The organism is Staphylococcus devriesei (genome assembly GCF_002902625.1).
Lineage (GTDB): Bacteria > Bacillota > Bacilli > Staphylococcales > Staphylococcaceae > Staphylococcus > Staphylococcus devriesei.
The window spans coordinates 24,857-38,287 of record NZ_PPRG01000038.1 but is presented as its reverse complement, the minus strand read 5'-3'; the positions used below and the strand labels follow the sequence as shown (position 1 = coordinate 38,287).

Genomic DNA, 13,431 nt, shown 5'->3' with positions numbered 1-13,431 from the left:
CCTTAATAAAATTTTATTTTAAAATATGTTGTTTTAGATAAGTAGTCTGTAATAAAAGTAATTCATTTATAACTTCATCTTTTATATTTGAAGGTGATATAACACGAACATTGGATCGATACATAAAGCACAATTGGATAGCTTCAATTTTTGTTATCTTTAAAGTGACAATTAGATAATTTTCTTCATTTTTATCAATTGAATGAAGATAATAATATTTATGAATTTTTAACCATAAATCTCTAGCAATTTCAAAAGTTACATAAGTATGTATATTATCTGTTTTATGTCGATTAAAAGATTTGTTAGTCATAGTTAAATTCATTTCATTGATATCAGAAATATATATTTCATTATTTAATTGATAAACTAAATGAAATGAAAATTTCTGGTAATAAAGTGATAAAGGTAATAGTAATTTTTTATTATATTGAAGATATTTATTTTCATTTAAAGCTCGAACTACTATTGATCCTGGAGTATCTAAAGTATGATTTTCATCAATGACAAAATTATTAAGATATTTTAATAACATTTTTTGATTTTCAGAGTGATGTCTTAAGATTAAGATTTTTAGATATTGGTAAAAATATCTACTTAGCATAGGTCTTGTAAAATATAAACTGGATAAAATATCGTACATGAAATGCACCTTTTCGATTTCATTTTTATTGTGTGTAAGAACATAGCTTTCTGATTTATAATCGTAAGTAATTTCATTTTCAGTGCCTATCCAATCATTTGCTTCATATAAAAATTTCTAATATCGTCTATATCTCTTTGTATTGTTCTAGCACTAGATTTAAGCTCTAATGTTAGTGATTTCTTATTGACCACTTTATGTTGTAATAACCGATTATAAATGGTTAATATCCGAAATGCACGATCCAATTCGTTACCTCCTTTAAGCTATATATTACAGATAAAGATAGCCAAAATAAGTCAATACTACTTAAAATTGAAAAAAATTAAAAAAATATTTGTATTCAGAAAATAGCGTAATAAAAGCATTATTTTTTTATAATTAAATATTTTAAATATGATATTGTCATTATATGGCTAAACAATATATTTTAAATTATATCATGTAGAAAAATGAATTTTTCAATTTACTAAAATTTTATAATTATAAGTTAAAATGATTATTATTAGATTAGGGGGATAATAGTTAATCTATTCATTTCAATTGCTTAATTCGTTCATTCGCGTTCATCGAATTACAGCTTCTCTCCACTCCTTCCTTCTCTAGTTGCATTTAAATTATTGTTGCACTTTTGAATTTTCAAAAATATTAAATTCGGGTTAATATCGAATCTAAATTTAAATACTATACAACAAAATATGTTACGATAATTAAATCTTTTTAAAAATATATTTAGTTTAAATTAAAGGGGTTTATATAAATGAATATTGTATTAGGAGTAGGAACATTAGTTGTAGTTTTAATTATTATGACGTTGTTCTTAAAGTTCGCGCCATACGGTAAGGAAGGCTTACAGGCACTCTCAGGAGCGGCTTGTGCTACGTTTCTTCCACAGGCATTCTTAAGTTACGCTATTGGAGGCATCTTCCATATTAGCTTCCTTCAAACGATAGGTGACTTAATGGGAGGTCTTGGAGGTATTGCCGTAGGTATCCTTACATGTATTAATTTAGGCGTATCTCCAGTTTTTGCAGTTATTGTAGGACTTGTATTGAAAGATTTTAGTTTATTACCAGCATTTATTGCTGCTTATATAACGGCATTTTTAATTAAATTGATTGAAAAGAAAGTTCCAGATGGTTTGGACTTAATCACGGTGATTTTAATTGCGCCAGCCTTAGTATTTGGCTTGGCTACACTTATTAATCCAACGATTACAGCTATATTGAACCAAATTGCAAATGCAGTTAATTCAGTGGGCGATAGCAGTCCATATTCATTAGCTATTATTTTAGGACTTATCATTCCAGTCACAAGTATGACGCCATTAAGTTCAATGGTACTTGCAAGTATATTAGGACTTACAGGTTTACCAATGGCGATCGGTGCAATTACATGTACTGGTGCGTCATTCGTTAACTTCACATTATTTAACATTTTGAAAATTGGTCAAAAACCAAATCGCTTTGCAGTATTTATCGAACCGCTCACACAAATCGACTTAATTGTAAAATACGCGCCTGTACTATACGGTACAAATGCTCTTATCGGTATGTTTAACGCATGCATCATTGCCTTCAGTGGTTTAGTCATTAACGTCACAGGCATGGCAACACCAATGGCAGGTGCTATCGTACTCTTCGGCTTCAACGATCCAATTACATCAATTCTTACAATCGTTGCAGTCGCAATTACAAGTACAATTTTAGCGTTTATTATCGGTAAATTAATTAAAAAATTCGACTTACTTCACTTACACATTCCTATGCCATGGAATAAAAGTAAAAGTCATTCATAATATAAACGAAAGCATCTACCTTGCTCAATTAATAGTTAAAGGTAGATGCTTTTTTGATATTTGTATATTGTTGTTTTTAATTATTCTCTAAGATTTAGGTGTGATTCTGCGTCCTTTTCCTAAGAAGATTTGAATGATAGATGAGATTAACATTACGACGTTAAAAATAAGCATTAACGTAAATATCTTCTGATTCGAATGGATAATGACGTCTTGAATTTTTTGCGTTAAGACGAACTTATTCGCGATATGTGTGGTATAACCTGAATACAATGTTTGCAGGCCTTTTTGGATATCATCTTTTAAGATATACGTTACGATTGGCACTAATAATGCTGATAAAAAATTTCTAATGCTATGCATCGTTACAGAACGATTTGAGGCGTATTTTAAATCGCCATCAAGTAACGTTGCCATGGCGCCACTAAGTAACGTCATGCTTGTCCCAAAGCCCAATAAGAAACCGTGTAGGTAGAGTAGATTAACGTTGACTGAATGTTCTAATACAATCCAGTGTATGCTGACATACATCAATGAAGTAGCACCGACTGTACCTAATATACCGGCACCTATGGAACTGTAGAACAACATTTTAATAAATCCTGTGACGATAACCCCGATAAAGAAGTAAAGATAGAATTTCTCTGTTACTTCGAACGGTAATTTTAATGCTTTTAAGAGGAAAACATTAATGCCGGCAATACCCACTAAGAGTGTTAAATGAGATGAAATTGCCATGACTGAACCGACAATCGGTTTCTTCTTAAATAGCGTTGAAAAATACATAATTGGTGCATCAGATTTCATATTCAAGTAAACGAAATTAACGAAAAACAATACGGCAATTAATAAGAAAATATAACTTAGAAACGTGATATGGCTTTGTTGTGTTAACATAATCATCGGTACGCTAATGGTGATTGTAGTTAGCACTAAAAATACGATATGCCAAGGTATACCTTTTTCTTCTTTCTCCGGTGCTTTATCCGCATTATTTAAGAATCTTGGGCCAAGAATAAGACATAAGATACTTGAAACAATGTTAATGACAAATATCCATTTCCATCTATCTAATTCTAATGAGTAGCTACCTGATATGCCACCTAATGCATTCGCACCAAATAATCCTACTATAACTAATAATAAGAATACATTCTTATAGCGTTTAGGAAATGCTTGGAATAGTTTAGGTAATAACGTAAAGAATAAGATTCCTGTACTAAATCCTTGGATTGTTTTCGAAATAGATAGTGAATAAATATCAAATGAGACAATTCCGATAATCGAGCCTACTAAGAAGCAAGAGGTGAAAAAGATAAATGTCTTTTTGGTACCCAACTTATGGGTAAAGACATGGCCCAACGGTATGCCTAGGGCAAAAGAAAAATTCCCTATAATAGAGGGTATAATGAGCTGCTTGGAACCTAAGCCAAATGCAGTCTGTAATAGTCCTTGATTAAGACTATATGCTAAATTGGAGAAAAACTGTGAGCCAATACCTAAAACGGTTAAGACGCTTAACACGAATAACTCTATCAGTTTGACTCTTTTAGTCCATAAAAAACTCAAAGTCGTTCATCCCTTTCTTTATATTTCATATGACGATAGTAATAAGGGGTTTAATATGAACCGGTGAAACTGGATAAAAAATAATGATGCAGTGTAACGTTGTGGATGTAAGTAACAGTGAGAAATGCTCACGGAAGAGTCTATCTATACAAGTTAGTAGCTTTATTATTTTTTAAAGATACCTCTATTATATACTACATTTTTCGGACATGCATTCGTAATATCTCCCTCGCTAACCTATATGTAATCCACTTTTCAGGAAAATTAATTTACAAAACAAAAAATACAAAAAAAATATATTAAAATTATAAAGTTTAAAGTGTGATTAAAAAAATGAGGAAAGGGAATAGTACAAATGTTTGGTAGTAATCGTAGGGCATACGCAAAAACTTAATGATGACATAGGAAAATATAATTTTATCGGGGGAGATAAAGATGACAGAATCTAATAATAAAAAGCTTGAACAATTAGAAGAACAAAAGAAAAATAATGATAATCAAGCAATCACAACTAACCATGGTGTGAAAGTAAGTGAAGACGAGAATTCTCTTACAGCGGGCGATAGAGGTCCAACACTTCTAGAGGATTTCCATTTTCGTGAAAAAATGATGCACTTCGACCACGAGCGTATTCCTGAGCGTGTCGTACATGCGCGTGGATTTGGTGCACATGGTGAATTTAAAGTATATGAAGATATGAGCGAGTATACACAAGCAGACTTTTTAACTCACCCTGAAAAAACAACGCCAGTATTCGTCCGTTTCTCTACAGTACAAGGATCAAAAGGGTCTCCTGATACAGTAAGAGATATCCGTGGTTTCGCAACTAAATTCTACACTGATGAAGGTAATTTCGATTTAGTGGGTAATAATGCTCCAGTATTCTTTATTCAAGATGCGATTAAATTCCCTGACTTCGTACATGCATTAAAACCAGAACCTCATAATGAAATGCCCCAAGGTGGTTCAGCACATGATACATTCTGGGACTTCTTTGCGCAAAATCCTGAATCTACCCACGCAGTATTCTGGGCTATGAGCGATAGAGGTATTCCAAAGAACTATCGTCAAATGGAAGGTTTCGGTGTGCATACATTTAGGTTGGTAAATAAAGAAGGTCAATCTTACTTTGTTAAATTCCACTGGAAGCCATTGCATGGTTTAGAAAGTTTAGTATGGGACGAAGCCCAAATCTTACATGGTAAAGATGTCGACTTCCATAGAAAAGATTTATACGAATCAATTGAAAAAGGCGATTATCCTGAATGGGAATTAGGTTTCCAAATGATTACGCCTGATCAAGAATTTGACTTTGATTTCGATATTTTAGATCCTACGAAAATTTGGCCAGAAGACCAAATTCCAGTCAAACGTGTAGGTAAAATGACGTTAAACCGCAACGTGGATAATGTCTTTGCGGAAACTGAACAAGTAGCCTTCCATACAGGACACGTCGTACCTGGTATTGATTTTACAAATGACCCATTATTACAAGGTCGTTTATTCTCATATACAGATACACAAATTTCAAGATTGGGTGGACCAAACTTTAACCAAATTCCAATTAATAGACCAGTTAGTGGTGTACACAATAACCAACGTGACGCGATGCATCAAATGAGTATCCACCAAGGTCAAACGTCTTATCATAAAAATGGTCTGAATAATAATGAACCTCATACCACACCTAAAGAAGAAGGTGGCTATGAACATTATCAAGAAAAAGTTGAAGGTCATAAAGTACGTCAACGTAGTGAAAGTTTCAAAGACTATTATTCTCAAGCTAAGCTTTATAAAAATAGCTTAACTGAAGCGGAACAACAACATATGGCTGATGGGTTCTCATTTGAAATTGGTAAATGTAAATCAGTGATGGTAAAACAAAACGCCGTCAACCAATTAAACAAAGTCGATCGTCAATTAGCCGAATATGTTGCCCAAAACGTTGGTGTTGATGTTCCAGAAAATAATGAAGAAGTACAATCTGACGCTAGTGATAGCCAATTAACATTAGAAAAATTCGATATCCCATTATTAGGTCACTCTGTAGCCGTATTAATTAATGGTGACATCGATGCAAAAACATTGAAAGACTATGCTGAAGTCTTCTCAAACAATCGTCTGAACTTCGCTTTCGTAGGACAGCATGCGAAAGATTTAACCGAAGAAGTGGGCATTACTGAAACATACAGTACAGCAAGTTCAACTATCTTTGATAGTGTGGTTATCTTATCAGATGGCAATGAATTATTAGAAGAAGCGATTGATTTTGCTGAATTAAGTTATAAACATAAAAAACCAGTTGTAGTATCTGAAGTAGCGTCTAAATTATTAAATCATAGTAAAATTCAATTAGATGCACCAGGTGTAATTGTTTCGGATAAACCAGATGCGATTGTAGATGCATTCGAACGCTTCAGATATTGGAGCAGATAAAGATAAAAGTAGTGGGAAGGCAGTCTAAAATATAACCTTTTCTAGCAAATAAAAAGCACTTTCTATTGAAATTTCAAAATAGAAAGTGCTTTTTCATATTAATGCGGCTCTAGGCTTGGTGCTCCACCGATTCTTTTAGAAGTCTTCTCCTTACAATACTAAGTTATAATATGAAACTACAATGGGATATCGATGTTGTCTAAGTTTTTACCAATAATTACTAGATATAAAGGCACGTCTGCTGTTAATTGGATGGGGGAGAGTTCGATTTCTCCTTGAGCGTATTGGACGAGATAGATATGTTGTTCATCTATGAAACGTATAAAACCTTTAACGCGATAGACGTCGTTAGGTAAGGCACTTAATTCATCAATAAACTCAGATTTAGATTTCATCTGAGGACGTTCTATATAGCAATGCCCAATGTCACCATGTAATATTTTACTCTCGTGACCTCCAACATTTGTAGCTTCTAACAATGATTTTAAAGAGAGTGAACCGTAACTACCTACCAGGATATTGGCATTGCTATTCATCGATTCAAGCTTTCTTAAAAGTTCCGCCGTACTATCTACGGCCACCAAATCTATTTTATTAACAAAAAGTGTCGAACAATGACGAAGTTGTTCTAGAAATAATTTCTGAATATCTTCAGGGTAGGCATCAAATCGCTCATATATTGTCGCATCAACAATGCCCACAATGCTTCTAATTTGAATAATAGGTGCTAAGACAGGTGTTAAGCATGCATCGACAACAGCTAATGGTTCGGCTACGCCACTACATTCAATAAAGACGATATCAGGTTGATAATCTAAATACAGTTGATGTAATTGTTCAGAGACGTCGGTTTTCATTGCACAACAGATACAACCATCTACTATTTCTTCCATGGGTACGTCTTGTTTAATCAACTGGCCATCGACGCTCATTTTTCCAAATTCATTCATTAATACGGCAGGTTTCAAGTTATTATCAAGTGCGTCGGTAATTAAGTGATTTAATGTAGTTGTTTTTCCACCGCCTAAAAAGCCTCCAATAATAACAATTTGCATAGTTAACCTCCTTATCTAATCATCAAGTTAACGGCTATCGTAACGACACCTAGTAAACCGACACAACAAACGGATGTAATCATTTGTTTTACAGTGATTCTTAGACCTTCCCACCAGCCTAGTTGGCGAATCAACATCGTGATAGTTACTGAACAGGCCGTAAAGGTTGAACTAAAGAATACAAGTAATAATAATTTCCAAGCAGAGAGTTGTTGAATCAATTGACCGTCATGCATGTTAAATAACAACATGCCGTCTTTTCTAATCATTGAAAATAAAACCCCTGGCGATAGTTGTGTTGGAATATCTAATAAAGCTAACATCGGCGTAAAAACATACGAAATGATATGTAATATAGGTGTTAAAGATAAAATACTGACAACTAGACAAATAGCGATAAAAATAGGTAACGCTTGAACTACAAACATTTGAACATTGCCCCACATTTGAGCGCCTAATGCTTTTAGTTTGGGCCAGTGTAGCCCCGTTGATTGATAGATGACTTGCGTAGGCATTAAACTCTCTTGCTTCATCCACAGTTTATTATGTAAAACACCGCCGATAAAGACCATAGCTAAATAAGGCATAAATAACCATGATTGGTGTGCAACGCTAAACACGGATAGTGTGGCGCCAATTTGATAGCTACATGATGATCCAAAGCTAATTAAACTCATACATTGAGTTCTAGTACATACGCTACATTGAAGACCGGCTTGCGTAATTGCTGCGGCGTTACAGCCAAATCCTTCTAGCAATGGAACAATGTCAGATCCATTCAAACCAATACGTGTCATCGTGGGTTCAATAGACCACACGACATATTGTTTTAAGCCACTTTGATCGATTGTGGCCGTCGATAAACTAATCATAATAACGACTGGTAATGCCCAGACGAGTGAGTATGTTCCTAGAGACAAGACACCATAATCACCAAATAAGATATTGTTTAGCCACTCAATTTGGAACACAGGATATTGAGAAAGTATGGTAATCCACTCTGAAACATAATTGGTTTGTAGCCAATCTGAAAAGTGATAGGCCAGATAGACTGGAAAGGCAAACATCATTAGAATAATAAACCATCCTAGTAATGTCTCGTAGCCCTTAGGTTGATAGTCTTTACTCTCCTTCACGAAATCTTCTAGTCGTTCGATTATTTGTGAGCTATGGTGTGGTGAAGATGGTACACTTTCGTTTAAAGAAACTTCTAGTTGATGTTTTACGATATAGCTTCGGAGTAATTGTTGTTGTCGTGTTGTTAATTTTGAATAATTTTCAAGAGATAACGTATGTGGCTCATCAGGAATTGGAGTATAACTACCATCTCTTAAATTAAAAGCCACATCTAACATGAGCAATCCACTTCGCAACAACTGTAATCGTCTAGATACATATTGTTCTTCTTGTAAGTATCGATGAGCGATGCATCAACGGGTAAGTCTTCCCGGCGCATTAAAATGTTAGCTAATACTGCAAAACGTGCTCTGAATTTGTAAATATAGCATAGTACCGCTTCTTCATGACGTACGGTTGCTCCAATTAAGAAGACGTTAGGGTAACGTGTGGACTCGTCTAATTCGGTTAATCGTACATCATTGTCTTTAACGGTAAATAATTGTTGGATTAAAGGATTACGTGTGACGTCAAAACCTGTCGCAATGATAGGTTCGGATGATGAAGTTGCAGTATGACCATTTTCAAATTGAACTTGATATACACCATCGTGAAGATTAATATCTGTTGCCTTATAACCTACATTCAATTCTATATGAGCGCCTTGACGTACGGCTTCGCGTAGACGTTGATGTGTATAAGGTGATAATCGAACACTAGGATCTGCATCATCATGATCAAAGCCTGTAGATGTTGTGTAAATTGATACAGAAGCACCACGACTACCGAGATTTATAGCTGCATCAAATGCACTTTCATTGCCTCCGATAATAACGAATTCATTACCGTTTAGATTGTTAAAATCATCAACCTCACTATAATGCTGACCATAGGCGAAAGGTTGGTTAGGAAAGGCATAATCGCCGGTAGCTACATAGATATAATCGGCTGAATATACACCTTTATTTGTTGTTAATTCATATTTACCGTCTACGTAGGCGACGTCTGAAACCTTAGTTTGTGTAGCAACTTCGACATCGTAGTGTTGAGCGACAATACATAAATACTCTGCATAAGTGTCTCCAGATACATGTTCTTCATTGAAGGTGAACGCGGGAGACGTTTCCTTAGCAATCGCATTGATATCTGGCATCCCAAAACCATTAGTTGTAAAGGAAGGTGTTATCGTCTTAGTAGATTTAGGCCATTGTTTAAATGATTGGCCGATTGTGCCACTTTCGATGACGAGTACGTCTTTCATGTTAAAATCTTTAAATGTCACTGCCATCCCAATACCAGCCGCTCCAGCTCCAATAATAATAACGCGATGATGATTAGTCATCTTAACACTGCCTTTCTATAAGTTCTATATTTAAAACGTAATTATTACGATTTAAATAGTATAATCCTTCTTAAGAGACATTTCAATGAATAAAATAGAAATTACTAGTAGGCTATGTGACCAACGTCACATAAAAAAGTAGTTGTTAAATTTAAGATAAGATTGAGAAGTTAAGTATGAGAGGGGAAATAGTATGAAAGGTAAGTATATTTTTATAATCACAATAATGATAATATTTGGAGGGTATTACTTATTAAACTTAGACGAGGTACTTGATAAATGGATTGCTCATATTATTAGTAGTCATTCCTGGATAGAATTTTTAGGGGCAAGTATTGTAATTAGTTTGGTAACATTGCCATTCTATAAATATATGAGTCAGAAAATGATAGAGATGAAACACATTAACGCTTTATATATGAAAGAAAAAGATGAAGCGGGATTTGATATGACAAATTTTAGATCACAACACGATATTCCAGAGGGGAAATTTATTTATATTAGCTTAATATGTCTAATTATACTAGTAGGGCTAGGCCTTAAAATAGCGCATCATTTTACATTTGATATGCATATAATTGTTGTAGCACTTCTCTATGTAATTACAACTATGTCTGCGTTTTATTATAGTGTTAAATTGGTTAAACAAAGAAGACAAAATAATCTTATTATGTACCTTATTTTAGGTGCTATCTCATCACTAATAACATATTTGTTAACACCTGAAGAACAAATGTTTTTACTCATATTTTCAATTATCACATATATTTTATGGAAGTTGAAATTACTAAAAAACTAAGAAATAGTACATAAATTTGTTGGACAATTTTCACAAGAAATTTGAGACTTAATTGAAGATAAGTCTTTTACGATAAATTTTTTAACGTTTTTATCATACTTTAACGTATTTTCAGCTTTTAATTTAGAAATATATTTCGTCACACGTTCTCTACTCATCCCACACATCTGAGCTAAATCTTCGTGCGTGATAATGATGTCTATAAGAATGTTACCATCCTTTTGATATACACCAAATGAGTTAGTAAGACGTATGATATTAGATAAAAGTGCACCTTTTTTACCATTAAATAGATAGTCTCTTAATTTAAGTTCTTTTTTCGTCATCTCATTATTTGTATATTGGAAAATTAATTCAGTGATTTGAGTATTATCGTCCGTTTCTTTTAAAGCATCTATAGATATTTGATAAACCACAGTTGTTTCTTTAAAGTAAAAATAATATTTTGAGTTAAAGCTATTTGAAGAATCTGACATGTCGATAAAAATAGCCCCTTTTATATAAATATTCGAAATAAGTTCTTTTCCTTTGCGATCTAATTGTTTTAAAAAAGCTAAACCCTGTTCAAATGCATATAAATTAGATGATGTATCATTTAAATGGTGAATTTCATTAGCTTTAAAGGTACGAACCTGGCCATATTGTTTAATAAGATGATAAAGCATCTGATTCGACATGTTTAATCCACTTCCCTAATAGATATTCAAAAACAATCTCAAGATTCATATATAAATATGCTCCCTTTAATTATTATCTTCTTCTTTATTCTTCTTTTTCTTTGGCGCAACTTTGTCTCTAATAGTTTTAATAACGGTTACAGTTATGACAAATCCCATTGACCATATAGGGCTAACTATATCAGTAACAATAATTAAATATAAAAAGGCTAAAAATAACACACCAACAAAGATATTAAATATTAATCTTAGTTTAGATTTTGACATACATCTTCAACCTCTCTTAGTAAATGTAACACGTAAATCTTAAACTTATAGTTTATCTTTAATTTTAAGAAATTTATTTCAAAATTGAATTATTACTCTTTATTAAAGTATAAGAAAATTTCATATATTTTTTAAGTAATTTAATAAAAAACATACTTATCCCACTCTAATGATTTTTATTGATAATTAGAATGATATAGTTATGATAAATGAAAGTTAAAGTCATATTTAAATAAGGAGTCTAGCATAAATGACTACACTAGAAAGTTTTGTCTCGTATCCACTTTTAAAAAGTAAATATGTTATTCCTGAATGCTATTACGAAATTGAAGAATGGAATAAGGAATACGAAGCTTTAACTATTTACACAAATGAGGGCTTAGTTAGAAGTAGATTAGCAAATAAGACACCTAAGAAGAAGGGGTTCTTTTTTGCACTATGGATAAAAGATGAGTATGGGAAAAATAGACCACTTACTAGCGAAGAATTAGGCATTGGATTAGTAATTAATATTATTGATAAGCATAGAAAAGGACAATTTATTTTTCCTCAAGAAGTACTAATAAATAAAGGTATTTTAAAAAGTGATAATAATAAAGGTAAAATGGCATTGAGAGTCTATCCACCATGGATAACTGAATTGAATAAATCTGCTATTAAAACGCAACAATGGCAATGTAAGTATTTTACCGAGATGATTAATATTTAAGATAAATGTGTTTCATAATTAAATAGGAGTGCTTAAATGGATAATTTTGTTATAGAGGCTAAAGGTATTTCTAAAGTAATTGGAACTAATAAAATAATTGAGCATCTTGATTTATTTTTCCCTCAAAACGCTATCATTTTAGCAGAGGGCAAAAATGGATCGGGAAAGAGTGTAACTTTAAAGATGCTAGCTAAGCTATTACAAACAACTAAAGGTTTGATACATAGAAGTGGTTCGATAAGTTATGCTCCTGATATTTTACCATCAACTATCAATTTAACCGTTAGAGAGTATTTAAATTTTATAGGAAAATTAAGTTCAACATCTGAAAATAAACTAACTATGGGTTATTTAATAGAACTTTTTGATTTAGATACTTTTTTAGAGAAAAAATTAGGGCTTGTTCAAAAGGTACGCAACAAAAAGTTAATATTATTCAGTGATTAGTAAGAAAAGCAGATATTTATATAATGGATGAACCATTTTCTGGTTTAGATAAACAAGCGATAATAACTCTGAAGTCATTATTAATCAGTAAAAAGGAAACAGCAACTGTTATTTTAACTTCTCATGAGGAAACTTTGGATAGCTCTTTTATAACTCATCAATTTAACTTGGAAGAAAATAAATTATTTGAAATAATACAAAAATCTAGAGTTCAAAATAAGATTATTAAAGTTGGAAATCAATCTCATATGGATTTAATTACCGTTTTAGAGAATAGTGGATTGAAGATTATAAAGAAAGAGAATTCTTTTTTAATAAAAGTAAGTTCTTCACAAAGTAATGAAACTATTGCTAATTTAATTAAACACGATTATTTTATTGAAGAGGTAAGAGAGGATAATGAAGATGACGTTTATTAATTATCAATTAAAAAATTTCGTAAGATCTTATAAATACATTGCTCCTCTTGCTACATTCTTTATTATTTTGGTAGTTATTTATTTCTATTCTAATCAACCTGTGTTATCAAGCTTTGCTAGTACTTCAATGATTTTACTTTTTATTAGTGCATGG

14 protein-coding genes are annotated in these 13,431 nt (G+C 32.5%); 6 read left to right on the top strand and 8 right to left on the bottom strand.

The annotated features are described in order from the left end of the window. Nucleotides 1–13 precede the first annotated feature (13 nt). Together CD147_RS06650 and CD147_RS12355 are read right to left on the bottom strand one after the other, a co-directional pair. Nucleotides 14–643, bottom strand: a complete 630-nt coding sequence (locus tag CD147_RS06650; protein ID WP_233649238.1) for a transcriptional regulator — start codon at nt 641–643, stop codon at nt 14–16. An 86-nt stretch (nt 644–729) separates the two neighbouring features. Next, on the bottom strand, nt 730–891 hold the full coding sequence (locus CD147_RS12355; RefSeq protein WP_240621109.1) for a hypothetical protein: 162 nt from the start codon (nt 889–891) through the stop codon (nt 730–732). Nucleotides 892–1,403: 512 nt separating this feature from the next. Here CD147_RS12355 and CD147_RS06645 point away from each other — a divergent pair. Continuing rightward, complete coding sequence (locus tag CD147_RS06645) at nt 1,404–2,441, top strand: PTS sugar transporter subunit IIC (RefSeq protein ID WP_103166637.1); 1,038 nt, start codon at nt 1,404–1,406, stop codon at nt 2,439–2,441. 87 nt (nt 2,442–2,528) lie between these two features. On the opposite strand, the gene CD147_RS06640 is transcribed toward CD147_RS06645, so the two are convergent. After that, nucleotides 2,529–4,010 carry an MFS transporter gene (locus CD147_RS06640; protein WP_103166636.1) on the bottom strand — a complete coding sequence of 494 codons (1,482 nt, stop codon included), beginning with the start codon at nt 4,008–4,010 and terminating at the stop codon, nt 2,529–2,531. A 435-nt stretch (nt 4,011–4,445) separates the two neighbouring features. Between CD147_RS06640 and CD147_RS06635 the strand changes: the two genes are divergently transcribed. Beyond that, entirely contained in the window at nt 4,446–6,446 is a 2,001-nt protein-coding gene (locus CD147_RS06635; protein ID WP_103166635.1) for a catalase, read from the top strand. Between the two features lie 176 nt (nt 6,447–6,622). On the opposite strand, the gene CD147_RS06630 is transcribed toward CD147_RS06635, so the two are convergent. From CD147_RS06630 to CD147_RS06620, 3 genes are read right to left on the bottom strand one after another with little or no spacing between them, the layout of a single operon-like run. Then, nucleotides 6,623–7,501, bottom strand: coding sequence for a CobW family GTP-binding protein (locus tag CD147_RS06630; protein ID WP_103166634.1), 879 nt, complete (start codon nt 7,499–7,501; stop codon nt 6,623–6,625). 11 nt (nt 7,502–7,512) lie between these two features. Then, complete coding sequence (locus CD147_RS06625) at nt 7,513–8,856, bottom strand: nucleoside recognition domain-containing protein (RefSeq protein WP_103166633.1); 1,344 nt, start codon at nt 8,854–8,856, stop codon at nt 7,513–7,515. After that, nucleotides 8,850–9,959 carry an NAD(P)/FAD-dependent oxidoreductase gene (locus CD147_RS06620; RefSeq protein WP_103166632.1) on the bottom strand — a complete coding sequence of 370 codons (1,110 nt, stop codon included), beginning with the start codon at nt 9,957–9,959 and terminating at the stop codon, nt 8,850–8,852. Before CD147_RS06620 ends, CD147_RS06625 begins: the two co-directional genes overlap by 7 nt. Nucleotides 9,960–10,152: 193 nt before the next feature. On the opposite strand from CD147_RS06620, the gene CD147_RS06615 reads away from it, so the two are divergent. Next, nucleotides 10,153–10,758 carry a hypothetical protein gene (locus tag CD147_RS06615; protein ID WP_103166631.1) on the top strand — a complete coding sequence of 202 codons (606 nt, stop codon included), beginning with the start codon at nt 10,153–10,155 and terminating at the stop codon, nt 10,756–10,758. Here CD147_RS06615 and CD147_RS06610 read toward each other — a convergent pair. Together CD147_RS06610 and CD147_RS06605 are read right to left on the bottom strand one after the other, a co-directional pair. Continuing rightward, complete coding sequence (locus CD147_RS06610) at nt 10,755–11,435, bottom strand: Crp/Fnr family transcriptional regulator (RefSeq protein WP_103166630.1); 681 nt, start codon at nt 11,433–11,435, stop codon at nt 10,755–10,757. The genes CD147_RS06615 and CD147_RS06610 overlap by 4 nt on opposite strands. Before the next feature lie 66 nt (nt 11,436–11,501). Beyond that, the gene (locus CD147_RS06605; RefSeq protein ID WP_103166629.1) at nt 11,502–11,702 is read right to left on the bottom strand and encodes a hypothetical protein; all 201 of its coding nucleotides are present in this window, start codon (nt 11,700–11,702) and stop codon (nt 11,502–11,504) included. Nucleotides 11,703–11,952: 250 nt separating this feature from the next. On the opposite strand from CD147_RS06605, the gene CD147_RS06600 reads away from it, so the two are divergent. Genes CD147_RS06600 through CD147_RS12345 form a run of 3 tightly spaced genes read left to right on the top strand, consistent with a single transcriptional unit; the run spans nt 11,953 to nt 13,277 of the window. After that, complete coding sequence (locus CD147_RS06600; protein WP_103166628.1) at nt 11,953–12,411, top strand: MepB family protein; 459 nt, start codon at nt 11,953–11,955, stop codon at nt 12,409–12,411. A 36-nt stretch (nt 12,412–12,447) separates the two neighbouring features. Further along, entirely contained in the window at nt 12,448–12,858 is a 411-nt protein-coding gene (locus tag CD147_RS12350; protein ID WP_233649237.1) for an ATP-binding cassette domain-containing protein, read from the top strand. Between the two features lie 23 nt (nt 12,859–12,881). Next, nucleotides 12,882–13,277, top strand: coding sequence for an ATP-binding cassette domain-containing protein (locus CD147_RS12345; RefSeq protein WP_233649236.1), 396 nt, complete (start codon nt 12,882–12,884; stop codon nt 13,275–13,277). Nucleotides 13,278–13,431 lie beyond the last annotated feature (154 nt).

Excerpts from the sequence above, each read along its gene's own strand:
- CD147_RS06650 (WP_233649238.1), bottom strand. The coding sequence starts at position 643 with ATGTACGATATTTTATCCAGTTTATATTTTACAAGACCTATGCTAAGT.
- CD147_RS06645 (WP_103166637.1), top strand. The coding sequence starts at position 1,404 with ATGAATATTGTATTAGGAGTAGGAACATTAGTTGTAGTTTTAATTATT.
- CD147_RS06635 (WP_103166635.1), top strand. The coding sequence starts at position 4,446 with ATGACAGAATCTAATAATAAAAAGCTTGAACAATTAGAAGAACAAAAG.
- CD147_RS06630 (WP_103166634.1), bottom strand. The coding sequence starts at position 7,501 with ATGCAAATTGTTATTATTGGAGGCTTTTTAGGCGGTGGAAAAACAACT.
- CD147_RS06625 (WP_103166633.1), bottom strand. The coding sequence starts at position 8,856 with ATGTTAGATGTGGCTTTTAATTTAAGAGATGGTAGTTATACTCCAATT.
- CD147_RS06620 (WP_103166632.1), bottom strand. The coding sequence starts at position 9,959 with ATGACTAATCATCATCGCGTTATTATTATTGGAGCTGGAGCGGCTGGT.
- CD147_RS06615 (WP_103166631.1), top strand. The coding sequence starts at position 10,153 with ATGAAAGGTAAGTATATTTTTATAATCACAATAATGATAATATTTGGA.
- CD147_RS06610 (WP_103166630.1), bottom strand. The coding sequence starts at position 11,435 with ATGTCGAATCAGATGCTTTATCATCTTATTAAACAATATGGCCAGGTT.
- CD147_RS06605 (WP_103166629.1), bottom strand. The coding sequence starts at position 11,702 with ATGTCAAAATCTAAACTAAGATTAATATTTAATATCTTTGTTGGTGTG.
- CD147_RS06600 (WP_103166628.1), top strand. The coding sequence starts at position 11,953 with ATGACTACACTAGAAAGTTTTGTCTCGTATCCACTTTTAAAAAGTAAA.
- CD147_RS12350 (WP_233649237.1), top strand. The coding sequence starts at position 12,448 with ATGGATAATTTTGTTATAGAGGCTAAAGGTATTTCTAAAGTAATTGGA.
- CD147_RS12345 (WP_233649236.1), top strand. The coding sequence starts at position 12,882 with ATGGATGAACCATTTTCTGGTTTAGATAAACAAGCGATAATAACTCTG.